The sequence below is a fragment of the Acidiphilium sp. PM genome (assembly GCF_000219295.1).
In the GTDB taxonomy this organism is placed as follows: Bacteria; Pseudomonadota; Alphaproteobacteria; order Acetobacterales; family Acetobacteraceae; genus Acidiphilium; species Acidiphilium multivorum.
In genome coordinates, this window is record NZ_AFPR01000491.1 from 1 (window position 1) to 19350 (window position 19350).

General features: G+C 68.4%; 15 protein-coding genes, 2 tRNA genes and 1 pseudogene. 11 read left to right on the plus strand and 7 right to left on the minus strand.

From position 1 onward, the window contains the following. On the plus strand, positions 1-2133 hold a 2133-nt coding region (locus tag APM_RS15400; protein ID WP_007424307.1), incomplete at its 5' end, for a DUF4175 family protein. Between the two features lie 57 nt (positions 2134-2190). Here the strand turns inward: APM_RS15400 and APM_RS15405 are convergent. The 3 genes from APM_RS15405 to APM_RS15415 form a co-directional block, all read right to left on the minus strand. Then, positions 2191-3000, minus strand: a complete 810-nt coding sequence (locus tag APM_RS15405) for an ABC transporter ATP-binding protein (protein WP_007424308.1) — start codon at positions 2998-3000, stop codon at positions 2191-2193. 3 nt (positions 3001-3003) lie between these two features. Further along, positions 3004-3885, minus strand: coding sequence for an ABC transporter permease (locus APM_RS15410; RefSeq protein WP_007424309.1), 882 nt, complete (start codon positions 3883-3885; stop codon positions 3004-3006). Between the two features lie 181 nt (positions 3886-4066). Continuing rightward, a tRNA-Gln gene (locus tag APM_RS15415) sits at positions 4067-4141 on the minus strand. A gap of 141 nt (positions 4142-4282) precedes the next feature. Between APM_RS15415 and APM_RS15420 the strand changes: the two genes are divergently transcribed. The 3 genes from APM_RS15420 to APM_RS15430 all read left to right on the plus strand — a co-directional run bounded on the left by APM_RS15420 (position 4283) and on the right by APM_RS15430 (position 8709). After that, complete coding sequence (locus APM_RS15420; RefSeq protein ID WP_007424310.1) at positions 4283-5485, plus strand: pyridoxal phosphate-dependent aminotransferase; 1203 nt, start codon at positions 4283-4285, stop codon at positions 5483-5485. A 278-nt stretch (positions 5486-5763) separates the two neighbouring features. Then, complete coding sequence (locus tag APM_RS15425) at positions 5764-7650, plus strand: ribonucleoside-diphosphate reductase subunit alpha (RefSeq protein ID WP_007424311.1); 1887 nt, start codon at positions 5764-5766, stop codon at positions 7648-7650. Positions 7651-7692: 42 nt separating this feature from the next. Next, on the plus strand, positions 7693-8709 hold the full coding sequence (locus APM_RS15430; RefSeq protein ID WP_007424312.1) for a ribonucleotide-diphosphate reductase subunit beta: 1017 nt from the start codon (positions 7693-7695) through the stop codon (positions 8707-8709). Between the two features lie 271 nt (positions 8710-8980). On the opposite strand, the gene APM_RS15435 is transcribed toward APM_RS15430, so the two are convergent. Further along, positions 8981-9055: transfer RNA gene (locus APM_RS15435), tRNA-Thr, on the minus strand. Positions 9056-9290: 235 nt separating this feature from the next. Between APM_RS15435 and APM_RS15440 the strand changes: the two genes are divergently transcribed. Further along, on the plus strand, positions 9291-10499 hold the full coding sequence (locus APM_RS15440; protein WP_241763173.1) for a DNA methyltransferase: 1209 nt from the start codon (positions 9291-9293) through the stop codon (positions 10497-10499). 10 nt (positions 10500-10509) lie between these two features. Here APM_RS15440 and APM_RS15445 read toward each other — a convergent pair whose 3' ends face one another. Together APM_RS15445 and APM_RS15450 are read right to left on the minus strand one after the other, a co-directional pair. Then, positions 10510-11310, minus strand: a complete 801-nt coding sequence (locus APM_RS15445; protein WP_007424314.1) for a carbon-nitrogen hydrolase family protein — start codon at positions 11308-11310, stop codon at positions 10510-10512. A gap of 80 nt (positions 11311-11390) precedes the next feature. After that, positions 11391-11621, minus strand: coding sequence for a hypothetical protein (locus APM_RS15450; RefSeq protein WP_007424315.1), 231 nt, complete (start codon positions 11619-11621; stop codon positions 11391-11393). Between the two features lie 253 nt (positions 11622-11874). Between APM_RS15450 and APM_RS15455 the strand changes: the two genes are divergently transcribed. Genes APM_RS15455 through topA form a run of 6 tightly spaced genes read left to right on the plus strand, consistent with a single transcriptional unit; the run spans position 11875 to position 19193 of the window. After that, positions 11875-12546 carry a helix-turn-helix transcriptional regulator gene (locus tag APM_RS15455; protein WP_007424316.1) on the plus strand — a complete coding sequence of 224 codons (672 nt, stop codon included), beginning with the start codon at positions 11875-11877 and terminating at the stop codon, positions 12544-12546. 45 nt (positions 12547-12591) lie between these two features. Further along, on the plus strand, positions 12592-13527 hold the full coding sequence (locus APM_RS15460) for an aspartate carbamoyltransferase catalytic subunit (protein WP_007424317.1): 936 nt from the start codon (positions 12592-12594) through the stop codon (positions 13525-13527). Then, positions 13520-14806 (plus strand): dihydroorotase family protein, encoded by a 1287-nt coding sequence (locus APM_RS15465; protein ID WP_007424318.1) that lies wholly within the window; start codon positions 13520-13522, stop codon positions 14804-14806. Before APM_RS15460 ends, APM_RS15465 begins: the two co-directional genes overlap by 8 nt. Next, on the plus strand, positions 14803-15381 hold the full coding sequence (gene plsY, locus APM_RS15470; RefSeq protein ID WP_007424319.1) for a glycerol-3-phosphate 1-O-acyltransferase PlsY: 579 nt from the start codon (positions 14803-14805) through the stop codon (positions 15379-15381). Before APM_RS15465 ends, plsY begins: the two co-directional genes overlap by 4 nt. Next, complete coding sequence (gene dprA, locus APM_RS15475; RefSeq protein ID WP_007424320.1) at positions 15378-16499, plus strand: DNA-processing protein DprA; 1122 nt, start codon at positions 15378-15380, stop codon at positions 16497-16499. The genes plsY and dprA overlap by 4 nt, the downstream gene beginning before the upstream one ends. Before the next feature lie 18 nt (positions 16500-16517). Continuing rightward, positions 16518-19193 (plus strand): type I DNA topoisomerase, encoded by a 2676-nt coding sequence (gene topA, locus APM_RS15480; RefSeq protein WP_007424321.1) that lies wholly within the window; start codon positions 16518-16520, stop codon positions 19191-19193. Between the two features lie 12 nt (positions 19194-19205). Here the strand turns inward: topA and APM_RS21700 are convergent. Continuing rightward, positions 19206-19350, minus strand: a pseudogene (locus APM_RS21700) (anhydro-N-acetylmuramic acid kinase); the annotation flags it as partial.

Sequence of the window (19350 nt, forward strand, 5' to 3'; positions counted from 1 at the left end):
GCCTTCGCGCTCCGCCACGCGATCCGGCGCTATCGCCCGCCCGCGCCCGAGGCCGCCGACCGCCGCATTGAGCGCGACTCCCGCCTGCCGCACCGCCCGCTCGCCGCCCTTGGCGACGAACCGGCGCTGGCCGGCGCGATGCCGCTCTGGGATGCGCACCGCGCCCGGCTCGACCGTTCGCTCGCCACCGCAAGGGTCGGCCTGCCGCGGCCGGATTTCGCGGCGCATGATCCGTTCGCGCTGCGCTTCCTGCTCCTGCTCGGCCTGATCGCCGCGTGGATCGCCGCCGGATCGCAGGCCGGGCCACGGCTTGCGGCCAGTGTCGATTTCACCTCGCCCTTCGCCCGCCCCGGCCTTGGCGTGCAGGCCTGGATCACCCCGCCGCGCTGGGCCGGAACCACGCCGCGCCTGATCGGCGCCGGAACCGGCAAGGTCCGCGCGCTCGCGGGCTCGACCCTGTCGGTCGTCGTCACCGGCGCGGGCAGCGCCGCGCCAGCCGCGCGGATCGCCGGCAAGGCGCTCGATTTCACGAATATCGCGACCGGCAGCTTCCGCGCCCGCCTCCGGCTCGACCATACGGCGACGATGACGATCGGGCCGTTCTGGAACCGCATCGCGCGGTACCGGATCACGGTGATCGAGCCGACCCCGCCGCGGATCGGCTTCGCCGCCCCACCCGGGCCGGCCGGTGATGGGCAGCATGTGGCCCTCGCCTGGCGCGGCACCAGCCGCTACGGCCTCACCGCCCTCGGTCTCGACATGGCGCCCGTGGATGCGCCGGGCGCGGTGCCCGACCATGCCGCCCTGCCAGCGCCCCCCGCGCACGCGGCCTCATTCGCTGGCAGCGCCCGGCTCGATCTGCTCGCCAGCCCACTCGCCGGCATGATGGTGGACGGCACGCTGGCCGCCGTGAACCGCGACGGCCAGACCGGCACCTCCTCGCCCGTGCGGTTCCAACTGCCCGCCCCCGCCCTGCACAATCAGGTCGCGCGAGCGATCGAGGTTCTCCGGCACGACCTCGCGCTCGGCACGCCGGGGCGCACGGTGCTCGCGGCGCGACTCCGCGCGCTCGCCGCGGCGCCGCCGGGTCCGCTTACGCCCGGCACGCGCAAGGCACTCGCGCGCTTCGCCGCCGGCTTCGGGCCGGCAACGCCGGATTACGCCCAGGCCCAGGCCAGCCTCTGGATGCTCGTCCAGCGCGCCGAACTCGGCGCGACCTACAAGGCGGTGCAGAAATTTGATGAAGCCGCCCAGGCACTGCGCCAGGCGCTGAAGCGCGGCCTCGCCGGCCATCCGGCCGACCGGCAGACAATCGAACGGCTGATATCGCGCCTCGACCGCGCCATGCAGGCAAGGCAGGCCGCGCACGGCACGCCGGACGCCCGCGCCGCCGCGCGGAGGAGCGCCATCGACCGTCTGGCCCACCGGATCGAGAACGAACTGGCGGCGGGCGAAACGGCCCGGGCCCGCCAGGACCTGGCGAAACTCCGGCAGATGCTCGACCGGATGCAGAACCCGAGCGCCCGTTCGGAGTCGCAGGCGGCGCAGCGGCAGCAGGAGGCGGCGCGTCATCTCGCCTCCATCATGCGCCAGGAGGCGCGGCTGATGGACCAGACGGCGCAGCAGGAAACGATGCCCAGGTTCGGCAACCAGGCGGCAATTCCAGAGTCGAGTCCGTCGGCGGGGCTGGCCGGGCGGCAGGATGCGCTGCGCCGCCAGCTTTCATCCGCCGCCAGAGCCATGGCGGGCGCGGGACTGCCGGGGCAGGCGCAACTCGGTCATGGCCAGCAGGCGATGGGGAGCGCCGGGAACGCGCTCCGCGCGGGCGACATGCGGGCCGGGCTGTCCGGCGAGCGGGCAGCGATCGCGGCGCTGCAACAGGCACAGAACGCCCTCGCGACGATGCCCGGCAAGGCGGCGATGCCGGGCGGCGGGCCTTCGGGCCTCGGCCAGCATGCCGCCGGCGGCGCGGGCGAGTTCGGCAACCAGAACGACAGCACGGTCAGCATCGGCAAGGCCGGCGCGCATTCCGACGCCAGGCGGATCCAGGGCGAACTGATCCGGCGCGACGCCGCGCCCGGCCTGCCGCCCGAAGCGCATCGCTATTACGGCAGGCTGCTCGGCGGCGAATGACGCCCTGCCCCGACCGGAGGCGGGAGGGGCGGAGCGCCGAAGGCCGCTTCCGGCCGGTCAGTCCTTTCGGGGCAGGCGGCGGGAACTCCCGGTCTCGCCATGCGCGGCGACCAATTCCTCGTATTGCTGCGGCGGCAGGTAGTCGGCGAGGATCTTCATCGGCGGCCCGTCGGCGCGGATCTGCCCGCCATCGAGCCAGAGCAGACGGTTGCACCACTCCACGAGGATCGAGGCGCTGTGACTGGCGAGGACAAGCACCTCCGCATGGCGCACCATGCCCTCGACGCGGTCCTTCGCCTTTTCCATGAAGGCGGCGTCGCCGGCGAGGATCCATTCGTCCATCAGCAGGATCTCGGGGGGAAACGCCGTCGCCATCGCGAAGGCGAGGCGCACCACCATGCCCGAGGAATAGTTGCGCACCGGCAGGTCGAGGAACTGGGCGAGTTCGGAGAAATCCTCGACATCCGCCTCGAGCCGGTCGATTTCGGGACGCGCGAGGCCGAGATACTGGCCGCGCAGGCGGATGTTCTCGCGCCCGGTGAGGTCGGGGTTCATCCCCTGGCCGGGATCGAGCAGCGAGGTCAGCCGCCCTTCCATCGAAAGCGACCCGACCGTCGGCTGGTAGATTCCGGAAAGCGCGCGCAGCAGCGTGGTCTTGCCCGAGCCGTTCGAGCCGATCAGGCCGAGCCGGTCTCCCGACCTCAGCGAGAAGGAGATGTTGCGCAGCGCCTGCACGACCGGCCGGCTGCGCTGGTCCCGCGCGAAACGTGACGAGGCATGGCCGATCAGGGTCTTCTTCAGCGACCGGCTTTCCGCGTGATAGAGCGGAAAGTCGACGGAAATGTTGAACGCGGTCAGATGGGTCATGGCTTACACCCAGTATGCCACGCGGCCGCGCATGCGGGCGAAGCCGACCGCGGCGAGCAGGACCAGAAGGGCGGACACGAACACGGCCTCGAGGCCGATCTGCAGGCTGATCGGCGTGCCAAGCAGCGGCGCCCTGAGAATTTCGAGGATCGGGTAGAAGGGGTTGAACTCGATGAGCAGCTTGCCGAGCGGATGGCTGTTCAGCACCTTCGCATACCAGATCACCGGCGTGATGAAGAAGGCGATCTGCATGACCGACAGGATGATCTGCGGCAGGTCGCGGAAGCGGGCGCAGAGCGCGCCCATCAGCAGCGAGATCGCGACGGCGTCGATCATCCACAAGGCGAGCGCCGGGATGGCGAGCAGCGAATACAGGCTCTGATGCACGTCCATGATCGCGAAGACGACGACGATGACGATCAGGTTATGGGCGAGCACGATCGTGTTGCGCACCACGTTGCGCGCCGCATGCACGACGAAGGGCATCCGCGTGCCCTTGATCAGCGTGTCGCTCTGGGAGAAGCAGGTGCTGCCCTCGGAGATCAGGGTGTTGAGATACGTCCAGAGCACCATCGAGATGGCGAGATACGGCAGGTAGGTGTGGATGTCGGTGCGGAAGAGCACGCCGTAGAGAAAGGCCATTGCCGCCACCTGGACGCCGGTGGAGATGGTCAGCCAGAACGGCCCCAGCGCCGAGCCGCGATAGCGGAGCTTGATGTCGTAGAAGGCGAGCGTCCAGATCAGGCGCCAGAGCTTTGCTCCCTCGACCAGATCGGTCGAAGCCAGTCGCACGCGCTGGCCCCAGCCGCGATCGGCCGACAGGGTGAAATGCGATTGTTTGCGAAACGTGCTCAGCGCCGGCGCGGCCGGTGTCGTGTCGTTCATGTCGAAATCACTGCTCCTGCCGACAGGGGGCGCGATGGCCCGGGCCGGCCGTGAATATCCGAATCAGCGGATGCCTGATAGCCCGCCAGAAAGCATATAGTGTCAAATCCGATTAAGAATCAGATACATATCATTCATCTCCCTGAGGTTTGATCCCCGGAGCCCAGGCCGCGTCGTGGCCTGGCTGGGGTGGGAGGATTCGAACCTCCGCATGGCGGAATCAAAATCCGCTGCCTTACCGCTTGGCTACACCCCATTCGACCCGGTTGATATGGCGTCGGCGCCCGCTCGGCAAGCCCCGTCATGAGCGGAGTTCGTGCCGGCCCGCGCATCAGGGCCATGTTCATCGCGCGGCAGTTCGGTTACATCGGGGCCGTTGTCACGGGGAGCATCGCACATGAACCTGATCGCCGCACGCCTGAACCGGATCAGCCCGAGCCAGACGATCGCCATTTCGACCAAGGCGCGCCAGCTCAAGGCCGAGGGCCGCGACATCATCAGCCTCTCCGCCGGCGAGCCTGATTTCGACACGCCGGACCACATCAAGAAGGCCGCGATCAGGGCGATCGAGACCGGCGAGACCAAGTATACTGACGTCGCCGGCACCATGGCGCTGCGCAAGGCCGTCGCCGCCAAGTTCAAGCGCGACAACGGGATCGACTACACGCCGCAGGAGATCATCGTCTCGACCGGCGGCAAGCAGGTCATCTTCAACGCCATGCTCGCCACCGTCGAGGCCGGCGACGAGGTGATCATCCCGACACCGTGCTGGGTCAGCTATCCGGACATCGTCCAGCTCGCCGAGGGCAAGCCGGTCTTCGTCCCCTGCAGCCAGAACAACGGCTTCAAGCTGCGCGCCGAGGATCTCGAGGCGGCGATCACGCCGAAGACCAAGTGGCTGATGCTGAACTCGCCCTCGAACCCGACCGGGGCGGCCTATTCGGCGGAAGACCTCCGCCCGATCTGCGACGTGCTGCTGCGCCACCCCGACATCTGGGTGTTCACCGACGACATCTATGAGAAGCTCGTCTATGACGGCTTTGCTCCGGCCACCATCGTCGGCGTCGAGCCGAAGCTGCGCGAGCGCACGGTGACGATGAACGGCTGCTCCAAGGCCTATGCGATGACCGGCTGGCGAATCGGCTTCTGCGGCGCGCCGGTCCAGCTCATCAAGGCGATGGACAAGCTGCAGAGCCAGTCGACCTCGAACACCTCCTCGGTCAGCCAGGCCGCGGCCCTCGCCGCGCTGGAAGGCCCGGAGGACGCGATCGACGTGATGCGCGCCGCCTATCGCGAGCGGCGGGATCTCGTGGTCGCGATGCTCAACGAGGCCCCGGGCATCACCTGCTCGAAGCCCGAGGGCGCGTTCTACGTCTTCCCCTCGATCGCCGGCTGCCTCGGCAAGACCTCGGCGGGCGGAACAAAAATCGTCGATGACGAGGCCTTCGTCACGGCGCTGCTGGAAGAGCAGGGAGTCGCGGCCGTGCATGGCAGCGCCTTCATCTATCCCGGCTATTTCCGGGTCAGCTACGCGACCTCGACCGAGGCGCTGCGCGACGCCTGCACCCGCATCCAGACCTTCTGCCAGGGGCTGCGCTGAACCGCGGCTTCCGCCTCTCCCGACCGCCCCACGGTTTTTCAGGCCCGCGCGATGCAGATCGCGCGGGCCTTTGCGTCGATTCGGCATTGTGCGGCCACCCGCTTGCCGGGCCGGCGCCATAAGTCTAGCATAAGAACAAACAACGAACATATAAGACCGTCCGGGCCCGACTCGGCGCAAGAGATTTTTTTGGATTAACTTGATCTAGTGGCAATTGCGCGATGCCTACCCAATATGTTGTTATGTGCTTCGCCGAAACGACGGGAGCCCCCACTGCAATGAACGCGATCAACCGACCCGAACCCGCATTGCTCGACACCGATGTGCAGATCCGTGGGGGTTATCAGATCAGGATCGACCGCTCGCGCGATTCGCTGCTCACCGAATTCGGCCGCGCGACGCTGAACGACCGCTATCTGATGCCGGGCGAAAGCTATCAGGACCTGTTCGCCCGCGTCGCCTCCTATTATGGCGACGACGCCGAGCACGCCCAGCGGCTCTACGACTACATCAGCAAGCTCTGGTTCATGCCGGCGACCCCGGTGCTGTCGAACGGCGGCACCAAGCGCGGCCTGCCGATCTCCTGCTTCCTCAACGAGGCGTCGGACAGCCTGGAAGGCATCGTCGATCTCTGGAACGAGAATGTCTGGCTCGCCTCCAAGGGCGGCGGCATCGGCTCCTATTGGGGCAACCTGCGCTCGATCGGCGAGAAGGTTGGCCAGAACGGCAAGACCTCGGGCGTCGTTCCCTTCATCCGGGTGATGGACAGCCTGACGCTGGCGATCAGCCAGGGCTCGCTGCGCCGTGGTTCGGCCGCCGTCTACCTGCCGATTTCCCATCCGGAGGTCGAGGAATTCATCGAGATCCGCCGCCCCACCGGTGGCGATCCGAACCGCAAGGCGCTCAACCTGCATCACGGCATCCTGGTCTCCGACGCGTTCATGCGCGCCGTGGAGGCGGACGAGATGTGGGCCCTCACCTCGCCCAAGGACGGCGCGCATGTCCGCTCCGTCTCCGCCCGCTCGCTCTGGATCCGCATCCTGACCGCCAGGATCGAGACCGGCGAGCCCTACATCATCTTCGCCGACCACGTGAACAACGCGCGGCCCGAGCACCACAAGCTCGCCGGCCTCGAGGTAAAGACCTCCAATCTCTGCGCCGAGATCACCCTGCCCACCGGCCTTGATCATCACGGCCAGCAGCGCACCGCCGTCTGCTGCCTGTCATCGATCAATCTCGAGACATGGCTCGAATGGCACGACAATCCGCAGTTCATCGAGGACGTGATGCGCTTCCTCGACAATGTCTTGCAGGATTTCATCGATAGCGCGCCGGACTCGATGGCCCGCGCCAAATACGCCGCGATGCGCGAGCGCTCGGTCGGCCTCGGCGTGATGGGGTTCCACTCGCTGCTGCAGTCGCTCAACATTCCGTTCGAGAGCGCGATGGCGAAGGCGTGGAACATCCGCATCTTCCGGCATATCCGCGCCGGCGCCGATGCCGCCTCGCGCAAGCTCGCCGAGGAACGCGGCCCCTGCCCCGACGCCGCCGAATACGGCGTGATGGAGCGCTTCTCGCACAAGATGGCGATCGCGCCGACCGCCTCGATCTCGATCATCGCCGGCAATTCGAGCCCCGGCATCGAGCCGATCGCCGCCAATGTCTTCCTGCAGAAAACCCTGTCCGGCAGTTTCTCGGTGCGCAACCGCCACCTGCAGCAGCTCCTCGCCGCCAAGGGCCGCGACGATGAGGAAACCTGGTCGAACATCACCGTCAGCAAGGGCTCGGTCCAGCATCTCGATTTTCTCACCGACGACGAGAAGGCCGTCTTCAAGACCGCCTTCGAACTCGACCAGCGCTGGGTGATCGAACACGCCGCCGACCGCACGCCGTATATCTGCCAGAGCCAGTCGATCAACGTTTTCCTGCCGGCCAATGTCCACAAGCGGGATCTGCACCAGATCCATTTCCAGGCCTGGAAGAAGGGCGTGAAGTCGCTCTATTACTGCCGCTCTCTCTCGATCCAGCGCGCTGACACGGTGAGCGAGAAGGTGCAGCGCCACGAGCACGGCGACGCCGCCAACCGCACCGCGCCGGCCCCGGCACCGCTGGTTGCCGCCGCCGCAAGCACGACCAATTACGAGGAATGCCTGGCCTGCCAGTAGTCCGGCCGCCGCATTCCCACGTCTTTCCGAGGATCTGCCTGAATGTCCGTCACCACCGCCGATACCGCCGCGCCCATCACGGTCGAAACCCCCGCGCATTTCGACCTGCTCACGGAAAACCCGGTCTACAAGCCGTTCCGCTACCCCTGGGCCTACGAGGCATGGCTGACCCAGCAGCGCGTCCACTGGCTGCCGGAGGAAGTTCCCCTCGCGGACGACGTGAAGGACTGGCACCGCAACCTCACCCCCGGCGAGCGCAACCTGCTCACCCAGATCTTCCGCTTCTTCACCCAGGCGGATGTCGAGGTGAACAACTGCTACATGAAGCACTACAGCCAGGTGTTCAAACCGACGGAAGTGCTGATGATGCTGTCGGCCTTCTCGAACATCGAGACGATCCACATCGCCGCCTATTCGCACCTGCTCGACACGATCGGCATGCCCGAAGTCGAATACTCGGCCTTCCTCAAATACAAGGAGATGAAGGACAAGTATGACTACATGCAGGAATTCAGCGTCGACTCTAAGCACGAGATCGCCAAGACGCTGGCCGCTTTCGGCGCCTTCACCGAAGGGCTGCAGCTCTTCGCCTCCTTCGCGATCCTGCTGAACTTCCCGCGCTTCAACAAGATGAAGGGGATGGGCCAGATCGTCTCCTGGTCGGTGCGCGACGAGAGCCTGCACTGCAACTCGGTGATCAAGCTGTTCCGTACCTTCGTCGCCGAGAACCCGGAAATCTGGACCGAGGAACTGCGGCGCGAGATCTATCTCTGCTGCGCCACCATCGTCGATCACGAGGATGCCTTCATCGACCTCGCCTTCGAGTTCGGCGCCGTCGAGGGGCTGACCGCCGAAGAGGTGAAGCGCTACATCCGCTATATCGCGGATCGCCGTCTGCTCCAGCTCGGACTCAACCCGCTCTTCCATGTCGACAAGAATCCGCTTCCCTGGCTCGACGAGATGCTCAACGCCGTCGAGCACACGAACTTCTTCGAGAACCGCGCGACCGAATACAGCAAGGCCTCGACGGCCGGCTCCTGGGACGAGGCATGGTCATGATGAAATCGTGTTCGGGACATTCGGACAGACAGACGGGCCGAACCGGAACACTCGCCCCCTGACATGAAAAAATCTCCCGGTGAGGCATGTCCTCACCGGGTTTCTATCGACCGCCCCATCGGATGGTCCGATCTCAAGGCCAATTCGATGTTGTCTCATGCATCATGACCGTTCGCCGAAGGAGCGAAACCGAGCGCCGGCCACGGCCATGAGCGTAGCGCCGATTCACGCGCGGCCTACCTTGTCGAGACGCCCACGCTGTCCGAAAGGCTGGTGCCGGGTGAGGGATTTGAACCCCCGACCTTCGGTTTACAAAACCGCTGCACTACCGCTGTGCTAACCCGGCGTTCTGTCTGAATAGCCGTGTTTTGCCGGGTTCAGGCTTCCGGTCAAGTGCCCTTCGGTGGCCAGCCGGCGGGCTTCGGAGGCTGAAGACTATTGCTTCAGTATTGCATGCGGCACGAAAAGCGACCACGGACAGAAGCCCTCGCCAAATGCCAGATCATGAACACCTGAAATCCGGAAGACGCAGATTTTCACCACGTCTGAAGTGATCCGTGGGCTTCATGGACATCTTGAACATGACATTGCCGAAGCCTTTTCCCGACCGGACGCTCATCGACGGAATTCTCGACTTCCGTGATTTCGACGGCATAACACGCCACGAACGCGCGGACGGGATCGATTATTTCATCAACGCGTTCTGGACGTCCGGCCAGCGCCAAGCCCACGCGATCCACGAGATTTCCTACCGGGCCTGCTTCAAGCCACAGCTTCCGGCCTTCTTCATTTCCCGCCTCACCGCCCCGGGCGATCTCGTATTCGACCCCTTCATGGGCCGTGGCACAACGTTGGTCCAGGCGGCGCTGATGCAGCGCCGGGCCGCCGGCAACGACATCAATCCGCTTGCCGCGCTGATGTGCCGCCCCCGGCTGCGGCCGATCGATCTGCATGATATCGCCGATTCGCTGCGCAGCGTGGACTGGGCGCTCGGGAAAATCCGTCGCGACGACCTGCTGGCCTTCTACCATCCCATGACCCTCGCCCGCCTCGAGGCGCTGCGGGACTGGCTCGCCGAACGCGCCCCGCTGGGCGCCGCGCGGCCCGATCCGGTCGCCGACTGGATTCGCATGGTCGCGATCAACCGGCTCACCGGCCACTCCCCCGGCTTCTTCTCCGGCCGCTCGATGCCGCCCAACCAGGCCGTGTCCGTCACGGCGCAGCGTCGGATCAACGAAAGGCTCGGCCTTGCCCCACCCGAGCGTGACATCGCCGCCCTCATCCTCCGGAAATCGAAATCCCTGCTGCGCGACGGCACCGTTCCCGCCTGTGGCGCGCCTGGCCTGCACACCGGCCCGGCCTGGCATGTTCCGGGCCTGGCCGCGCGCTCGGTCGCCCTGGTCGTCACCTCGCCGCCGTTTCTCGATGTCGTGGACTATGCGGCCGACAACTGGCTGCGCTGCTGGTTCGCCGGGATCGATCCCGGCGCGGTCGCAATCGACCTGCACCGGAGCGAAGCCGCCTGGACGGAAATGGTGCGCCGCGTGCTCGCCGAACTGGCCCGGCTCGTGCGGCCGGGCGGCCATGTCGCCTTCGAGGTGGGCGAGGTGCGGCGCGGCCGGGTACTGCTCGAAAAGCGCGTCTGGCAAGCGGCGGATGGCCTGCCCTTTCAACGGCTTGGCGTGCTGGTCAACCTTCAGACCTTCACCAAGACCTCGAATTGCTGGGGCGTCAGCAACGGCACGCGGGGAACCAATTCCAACCGGATCGTCATGCTCCGCCGGCTCTGAACGGCCCGCCTCAGCCCGCGATCGTCCCGTAGAGCGCCGGCCGCCGGTCGGCCAGCAACGGATCGCGGCGGCGCACTTCGGCGAGGTGTCCGGGATCGATCCGCGCCATCAGTCGCGTCGGGCCGGCGCCCGCTTTGGCCAGCACCGCGCCGTCCGGCCCGCAGATCGAGGAATGGCCGATATAGTCGATCCCCGGCTCGCCGCCGCAATGATTGGCATAGGCGATGTAGACCTGGTTTTCATAGGCCCGGGCGGGGATCAGCGAATCCGCCACAACGTAATAGGGCGGCATCAGCGCCGTGGGCACCAGGATCAGGTCGGCTCCCGCCAGCGCCATCATCCGCGCCGTCTCGGGGAATTCGATGTCATAGCAGATCGCGAGGCCCAGGCTCAGCCCCCGCCAGGCGACAACCGGAAATCCATCCCCCCGTAGCGCGAACATCCCGCGGTCGAGATCCCCGAACAGGTGCACCTTTCGATAGATCAGCCGCGCGCCGCCGGCCTCGTCGATCAGGATCGCGCTGTTCGCGACCCCGTCGCCCACACGCTCGGGGAAGCCGAAGCACAGCGCGATGCCGATCTCGGCCGCGAGTGCCCTCGCCCGGCCGATTTGCTCCCCTTCCGGATCCAGCGCCAGCTCCCGCGCACGCGCCGCGCCGAGATTGTATCCGGTCAGGAACAGTTCCGGGAGCACCAGAAGATCCGCGCCGGCGGCGGCGGCGGCCCGCGCCTCCTCGTCGAGCAGGGTGTGCCCCGCTTCGAGATCGGCGAAACGGCCCTCGGTCTGGCAGATGGCAATGTTCACGGTCATGCAACAGGGATAGGCCCGCCGCGCCGCCGAGGCAATTGTCCATCGTTCGGGCGGCGCGGGCAGGCCCTTTGGGCCGCGGCCTATATCGGCGCCAGCACAAGGTGGTCGCCACGGCGGGCGATCGCACCCATCCGCGCGCCCTGGGAACCGGAGGCCATCACGATGTCCCCCGGCGCGATCAGGTCGGCGGCCGGGCCGAAGAACCCGTCATCCTCAAGGACGGAAAGCGCCTCGTTGCCTGCGCGATAGTGCCAGAGGGTGAAGCCGTTGGCGTAGGCGAGGACGGAAAGGTTGCGCAGGGTCAAAGTCATTTCATGTCTCCTTCTGAAAGCGGGCTCGGATCTTTCCGGCGGTTCCGGAATTTTTTTCCTGTTCGCCGGTCATTCTCCAATTCTGTTTCGCATCTGGACTCAGCGGTTCTGACGGGGCGAAGATCATCGCGGCAGCTCCATGAGAACGAAACAAGAACATACTAACCAGAGGTTGTATCCGCCGCAAGCGTTAACTCATGGTTTTCCTTAATTTTTTCTTTCAAAGACCCATAAATCCGTTAAGAACAAGACGATGCAGCACGAAGATATCTGGCGGGCGATTGACGCGCTGGCGGCGCAACGGGGGTTGTCGGCTTCCGCCCTTGCCCGCAGCGCCGGGCTCGACCCCACCAGCTTCAATCCCTCGAAGCGCCGCACGCCGGATGGCCGGCTGCGCTGGCCCTCGACCGAGAGCATCGCCAAGATTCTCTCGGCCAGCAGCATCGGCATCGAGGCCTTCGCCGCCCTGGTCGGCGGCAGAAGCACGACGCCGGCCGGCACCAGCCGCCCGCGCCGGCCGGCGATGCGCACCGTGCCGCTGGCCAGCCTCGCGCAGGCCGGCCAGGACGGGTTCTTCGACGAGGGCGGCAACCCGACCGGCGGCGGCTGGGACCGCGTCGCCCTGCCCGTCGGCGATGCCGGGATCGCCGGCGATCCGCACGCCTTCGCGCTCACCATCCAGGGCGATTCGATGGACCCCGTCTATCGCGATGGCGACATCATCGTGGTCTCGCCCGCGTCCCCCGTGCGCACCGGCGACCGTGTCGTCATCCGTACCGCCGGCGGCGAGCTGATGGCCCGGCAGTTGCTGCGCCGCACCGTCTCCCGGGTCGATCTCGGCTGCTTCAATCCCGCCTACCCGCCCCGCGGCTTCATGACCGAGGAGATCGGCGCCCTTCACCGCATCGTCTGGGCCAGCCAGTAGGAAGCGCTCTTCCCGCCGGCGCGGCGGGGCTGTAAGGAGACCGTCATGCGGTTGCCGACGCGCCATCTCCTGGGAATCGAAGGTCTCCACCCGCGCGACATTTCCGCCCTGCTCGACCTCGCCGAGAGCTACGTGCTGCTCAACCGGTCGGGCAAGACGCGGCGGGACGTGCTGCGCGGCCGGACCCTGATCAACCTGTTCTTCGAGGATTCCACCCGCACCCGCACGAGCTTCGAGCTCGCCGGCAAGCGGCTCGGCGCCGATGTGATCAACATGTCGGTCTCGACCTCCTCGGTCTCCAAGGGCGAGACCCTGCTCGACACCGCGGCGACGCTGAACGCGATGAACTGCGACCTGCTGGTGGTCCGCCACAAGGCCTCCGGCGCGCCCGCCCTGCTCGCCCAGAAGGTGGATGCGGCGGTGATCAACGCCGGCGACGGCATGCACGAACACCCGACCCAGGCGCTGCTCGACGCGCTGACGATCCGCCGCAACAAGGGCACGCTCGCCGGCCTCACCATCGCCATCTGCGGCGACATCGCGCATTCCCGCGTCGCCCGCTCGAACCTGCTGCTGCTCACCGCGATGGGCAGCCGGGTGCGCGTGGTCGGCCCGCCGACGCTGATCCCCTCCGGCATCGACCAGTTCGGCGCCACCGTCTTCCACGACATGCGCGAAGGCCTGCGCGACGCCGATATCGTGATGGCGCTGCGGTTGCAGACCGAGCGGATGAGCGCCGGGCTGATCCCCAGCGCCCGTGAGTTCTTCACCTTCTACGGGCTCGACGCCGCCAAGCTCGCGATGGCGAAGCCGGACGCGCTGGTGATGCATCCCGGCCCGATGAATCGCGGCGTCGAGATCGACAGCCAGGTCGCCGACGACGCCACCCGCTCGGTGATCCGCGAGCAGGTGGAGATGGGCGTCGCCATCCGCATGGCGGTGCTCGACGTGCTGGCCCGGACGGCGCTCGCCCATGCATGACACGCCCCCCGACACGCTGATCCGCGGCGCGCGGATCGTCGATCCCGCCACCGGCCACGACGCGGTGGGCGACCTGCTGGTCCGCGACGGCGTCATCGCCGATTTCGGCGCCGGTCTCGGCCGGCCGGACGGCGCGGTGATGATCGATGCCGCCGAGCAGATCCTCTGCCCCGGCCTGGTCGATGCCCGCGCCTCGCTCGGCGAGCCCGGCTACGAATACCGCGAGACCATCGCCACCGCCGCCGAGGCGGCCAATGCCGCCGGCATCACCACCATCGCCGTGCTGCCGGACAATATCCCCGCGACCGACGACCCGGCGCTGGTCCGCGCCCTGGCCGGCGCCGGGGCTGCGACCGGGCGGCTCACCATCGCCCCCTACGGCGCGGCGACGCGCGGCTGCAAGGGCGAGATGATCGCCGAATACGGCCTGCTGCGCGCGGCCGGCGCGGTCGCCTTCTCCGATGGCGCGCGGGCGATCGGCCCGGCCGGGCTGATGCGCCGCGCCCTGTCCTATGCGCGCGGCTTCGGCGCCATGATCGTCCAGCATCCCGAGGAGCCGAGCCTCGCCGCCGGCGGTGCGGCGACCGCCGGGGCGCGGGCGACGCTGATGGGCCTGCCCGGAATCCCGGCCTGCGCCGAGGCGATGATGGTCGCCCGCGACATCCGTCTCGCCGAACTCACCGGCGGCGCGGTGCATTTCGCCCATGTCTCGACCGGCGAGGCGCTCGACCTGATCCGTGGCGCGAAACGCCGGGGCCTCGCGATCACCTGCGACACCGCGCCGCCCTATTTCGACCTCAACGAGAACGCGATCGGCGATTTCCGCACCTATGCGAAGCTCTCGCCGCCGCTGCGCAGCGAGGCCGACCGTCTCGCCGTCTGCGCCGCCCTCGCCGATGGCACGATCGACGCCGTGGTCTCCGACCACCAGCCGCGCGACGCCGACGACAAGCGCCTGCCCTTCGCCGAGGCCGCGCCCGGCGGCGCCGGCCTCGCCACGCTGCTCGCGATCACGCTGGCGCAGGTGCAGTCCGGCGGGCTCGGGCTGATCGCCGCCCTCTCCCTGCTGACCGACCGTCCGGCCCGGCTGTTCGGGCTGGATGCCGGGCGCATCGCCCGTGGTGCGCCGGCCGATCTCTGCCTCTTCGCCCCCGAGCGCCCCTGGCGGATCGAGGCCGGCGCCCTGCCCGGCAAGGCGCAGAACACGCCCTTCGACGGACGGCCGGTCGAGGGTGTGGTCACCGGCACGTGGAAGGCCGGGCGGCGGGTGCACGGATGATCGCGCCCTACGCCCTGCTCGGCTACCTGCTCGGCTCCATCCCGTTCGGCCTGCTGCTCACCCGTGCGGCCGGGCTCGGCGATGTGCGGCGGATCGGCTCGGGCAATATCGGTGCGACCAACGTGCTGCGCACCGGGCGCAAGAGCCTCGCCGCGCTGACCCTGCTGCTCGATGGCGGCAAGGGCGCCGTCGCCGTGCTGCTCGCCCGCCATGCCGGCAGCGCCGCCGCCGATCTCGCCGCGCTGTTCGCGGTGATCGGCCATCTCTACCCGGTCTGGCTCGGCTTTCGCGGCGGCAAGGGGGTGGCGACCGGCCTCGGCGTGCTGCTCGCCCTCGCCTTTCCGGTCGGCGCCGCCTGCTGCCTGATCTGGCTTGCCATGGCGTTCTGGCGGAAGATTTCCTCCCTCGCCGCGCTGACCGCCTTTGCCGCCGCCCCGCTGCTCGCCCTGCTCGCCGGGCGCGGCCATGCGGCGCTCGTCGCCCTCGCCATCGCCGCCCTCGTCGTCTTCAAGCACCGGGCCAACATCGCGCGGCTGCGCGCCGGCACCGAGCCGAGGATCAGGCTCTCGGCGTGAGCGACAAGGCCACCCTTCTGCGCCTGATCCGCACGGAGGGAGTGGGGCCCCGGACCTTCCGCCGCCTGCGCGAGCGCTTCGCCAGCCCCGGGGAGGCTCTGGACGCGCTGCCCGCCCTCGCCCGCCAGGTCGGACGGCGGGGCAACCTGCGGATTCCCCCGCCGGCCGAAATCCGTCGCGAGCTCGACCGGCACGAGGCGCTCGGCGCCCGCCTGATCTTCCTCGGCGATGCCGACTATCCGCCGCTGCTCGCCCTGCTGCCGGACGCGCCGCCGGTCATCGTGGTGAAGGGCGATGTCGCCCTGCTCCATCGGCCGGTGGTCGCCGTGGTCGGCGCGCGCAACGCCTCCGCCAACGGACGGCGGATCGCCGCGGACATCGCCGGCGAGCTCGCCGCCGCCGGCCATCCGGTGGCCTCCGGCCTCGCCCGCGGGATCGACGCGGCGGCGCACGAGGCGGCGCTGCGCGAGGGTACCACCATCGCCGCCATCCCCGGCGGGCTCGACGTGGTCTATCCGCCCGAGCACCGCGACCTGCAGGCCCGCATCGCCGAGGCCGGCGCGGTGGTGGCCGAGGCGCCGCCCGGCACCGCCCCGCTCGCCCGGCATTTCCCCAAGCGCAACCGCATCATCGCCGGGCTTGCCCTCGGCGTCGTCGTCATCGAGGCGGCGCTGCGCTCCGGCAGCCTGCTGACCGCCCGCTACGCGCTGGACTATGGCCGCGAGCTCTTTGCCGTGCCCGGCTCGCCGCTCGACCCACGCGCCCGCGGCGGCAATGACCTGATCCGCCAGGGCGCCTGGCTCGCCGAATCCGCCGCCGACATCCTCGCCAACCTGCCCGACCGGCCCGGCGCGCTGTTCCCCGACGCGCGAATCGCCGCCCCGCCACCCGGCCTCGGCGAGCCGCCCGACGCGGCGCCGGAGACCGGCGACGAACTCGACCGCGCCCGAAGCGAAATCCCCCGGCTGCTTTCCGCCAGCCCGGTCAGTGTTGACGAACTGGCAAGGCACTGCCAGTTCTCCACATCGGCCTTGACCGCCGTGCTGACCGAGCTCGAACTTGCCGGCCGGATCGAAACCCTGCCGGGCAACCGGGTCTGTCTGCTCTCCGAGTGCTGAACGGGATACCGCGCTTACATGAATGCCATCGTCGTCGTTGAATCCCCCGCCAAGGCCAAGACGATCAACAAGTATCTCGGCGACGGATTCACCGTTCTCGCCTCCTTCGGCCATGTCCGCGACCTGCCGCCGAAGGACGGCTCGGTCCGCCCGGACGAGGATTTCGCGATGTCCTGGGAGGAGGACGCCCGCGGCGACCGCCAGGTCGCGGCCATCGCCAAGGCGCTGAAAGGGGCGGACACGCTCTACCTCGCCACCGACCCCGACCGCGAGGGCGAGGCGATCTCCTGGCATGTCCGCGCCATGCTCGAGGCGCGCAACGTGCTCAAGGGCAAGCAGGTCCGCCGCATCACCTTCAACGAGATCACCAAATCGGCGGTGCAGGCCGCCCTCCGCGCCCCGCGCGACCTCGACACCCCGCTGATCGAGGCCTATCTCGCCCGCCGCGCGCTCGACTATCTGGTCGGCTTCACCCTCTCGCCGGTGCTCTGGCGCAAGCTGCCCGGCAGCAAGAGCGCCGGACGCGTGCAGTCGGTCGCGCTGCGGCTGATCTGCGAGCGCGAGGCCGAAATCGAGCTGTTCCGCCCGCGCGAATACTGGACGATCGAGGCCGAGTTCCGCACCCCCGCCGGCGCGCCGTTCCGCGCCCGCCTCACCCATCTCGACGGCCGCAAGCTCGACCAGTTCGACCTCGCGGACAAGGCGGCGGCCGATGCGGCGAAGGCGGCGGTCGAGCGTGGCGCCTTCAGCGTCGTCTCGATCGAGAAGAAGCGCGTCCGCCGCAACCCGCCGCCGCCCTTCACCACCTCGACCCTGCAGCAGGACGCCTCGCGCAAGCTGCACATGACGGCGCAGGCCATCATGCGCACCGCCCAGCAGCTCTACGAGGGTGTGGAGATCGGCGGCGAGACGGTGGGCCTGATCACATATATGCGAACCGACGGCGTGCAGATGGCGCGCGAGGCGATCACCGCCGCCCGCCAGCAGGTGAAGGACGCGTTCGGCGCGAACTACCTGCCCGCCGCCCCGCGCGAATACCAGTCGAAGGCGAAGAACGCGCAGGAGGCCCACGAGGCGATCCGCCCGACCGATTTCACCCTCACCCCCGAGCGCGCCGCCCGCCACCTCTCGCCCGAGCAGGCGCGGCTCTACGAGCTGATCTACAAGCGCGCCCTCGCCTCGCAGATGCAGTCGGCCGAGCTTGACCAGACCACGGTCGAGCTTGCCGATGCCGCCGGCACCACCCTGCGCGCCACCGGCTCGATCCTCGCCTTCGACGGCTTCCTCAAGCTCTACCGCGAGGGGATGGACGAGGACCCGGAGGACGAAACCGCGAGGCTGCTGCCGCCGATGGCGAAATCCGACCCGCTCGCCAGCGGGCCGGTCACCGCCGAGCAGCATTTCACCCAGCCGCCGCCGCGCTATTCCGAGGCCACCCTGGTCAAGCGCATGGAAGAGCTCGGCATCGGCCGCCCCTCGACCTACGCCTCGATTCTCACCGTGCTGCGCGAGCGCAACTATGTGCGGATGGAAAACCGCCGCTTCATCCCCGAGGATCGCGGCCGGCTGGTCACCGCCTTCCTGGTCAGCTTCTTCGGCCGCTATGTCGAGACCGGCTTCACCGCCGATCTCGAGGAGAAGCTCGACGAGGTCTCCGACGGACGGCTCGACTGGCGGTCGGTGATGCGGGATTTCTGGGCCGATTTCTCCGGCGCCGTCGAGCAGATCAAGGATCTCAAGATCTCCGACGTGATCGATGCGCTGGACGAGGAGCTCGGCCCGCATTTCTTCCCCGCCCGCGAGGACGGGTCCGATCCACGCGTCTGCCAGGCCTGCGGCACCGGCCGGCTCGGCCTGCGGCTCGGCCGCTTCGGCGCCTTCATCGGCTGCTCGAACTATCCCGAATGCCAGTATACCCGCCGCCTCGCCGTCGAGGGCGGCGAGGACGAGGGCGACCAGCTGCGCGACGGCATGAAGCTGCTCGGCGAGAACGCCGAGGGCATCCCCGTCACGCTGCGGCGCGGCCCCTATGGCCTCTATGTCCAGCTCGGCGAGCCGGACCCGGAGGACAAGAAGGCGAAGCCCCGCCGCGCCGCCCTGCCACGCGGCATGAGCGGCGAGACGATCACGCTGGAGCAGGCGATCGGCCTGCTCTCGCTGCCGCGCGTGATCGGCGTGCATCCGGAAACGAAACAGGAAATCCAGGCCGGCATCGGCCGGTTCGGCCCCTATGTGAAGATGGGCCCCATCTTCGCCTCGCTCGACAAGGATGACGACGTGCTCGCCGTCGGCCTCAACCGCGCGGTGATGGTGCTGGCGAAGAAGCAGGAAGGCATCCGCGATCTCGGCCCGCACCCGAAGGACGGCGAGAGCGTGACCGCGCGCAAGGGCCGGTTCGGCCCCTATGTCCAGCATGGCAAGACGGTCGCGACCCTGCCGCGCGGCAGCGAACTCGGCGCGGTGACGCTTGACGAGGCGGTCGCCCTGCTCGCCGAGAAGGGCAAGACGCTGGCGCCGCGCGGCCGCAAGGGCGCAAAACCCGCAGCAAAGCCGAAGGACGCGGCGGCGCCGAAAGCCACCAGACCCGCGAAGGCGAAAGCTGCAGCCAAGCCGAAAGCCGCCGCCGCGAAGCCGAAGGCGGCGGCCGCCAAGGCAAAACCCGCCGCCCGGAAGACCGCCCGCTCCGACGGCTGAGCCGCCCGCTTCCTATTCCGCAGCCGGGCCGGGCCGGACGATCCGCCCGCCCGCGAGCGGCGCGGGCACGCCGGTCGTCTCCGGCAACGAGAGCGGCAGCCCGCGTAGCGCGCGCACCGCGAGAAACCCGAAACACTGCGCCTCCAGCGCATCGCCA

Bases quoted from the DNA above. Each gene is read 5' to 3' on its own strand.
- APM_RS15455 (WP_007424316.1), top strand. From the start codon at position 11,875: ATGCAGCACGAAGATATCTGGCGGGCGATTGACGCGCTGGCGGCGCAA.
- APM_RS15445 (WP_007424314.1), bottom strand. From the start codon at position 11,310: ATGACCGTGAACATTGCCATCTGCCAGACCGAGGGCCGTTTCGCCGAT.
- plsY (WP_007424319.1), top strand. From the start codon at position 14,803: ATGATCGCGCCCTACGCCCTGCTCGGCTACCTGCTCGGCTCCATCCCG.
- APM_RS15440 (WP_241763173.1), top strand. From the start codon at position 9,291: ATGACATTGCCGAAGCCTTTTCCCGACCGGACGCTCATCGACGGAATT.
- APM_RS15460 (WP_007424317.1), top strand. From the start codon at position 12,592: ATGCGGTTGCCGACGCGCCATCTCCTGGGAATCGAAGGTCTCCACCCG.
- APM_RS15425 (WP_007424311.1), top strand. From the start codon at position 5,764: ATGAACGCGATCAACCGACCCGAACCCGCATTGCTCGACACCGATGTG.
- APM_RS15420 (WP_007424310.1), top strand. From the start codon at position 4,283: ATGAACCTGATCGCCGCACGCCTGAACCGGATCAGCCCGAGCCAGACG.
- topA (WP_007424321.1), top strand. From the start codon at position 16,518: ATGAATGCCATCGTCGTCGTTGAATCCCCCGCCAAGGCCAAGACGATC.
- APM_RS15465 (WP_007424318.1), top strand. From the start codon at position 13,520: ATGCATGACACGCCCCCCGACACGCTGATCCGCGGCGCGCGGATCGTC.
- APM_RS15430 (WP_007424312.1), top strand. From the start codon at position 7,693: ATGTCCGTCACCACCGCCGATACCGCCGCGCCCATCACGGTCGAAACC.
- APM_RS15450 (WP_007424315.1), bottom strand. From the start codon at position 11,621: ATGACTTTGACCCTGCGCAACCTTTCCGTCCTCGCCTACGCCAACGGC.
- APM_RS15410 (WP_007424309.1), bottom strand. From the start codon at position 3,885: ATGAACGACACGACACCGGCCGCGCCGGCGCTGAGCACGTTTCGCAAA.
- APM_RS15405 (WP_007424308.1), bottom strand. From the start codon at position 3,000: ATGACCCATCTGACCGCGTTCAACATTTCCGTCGACTTTCCGCTCTAT.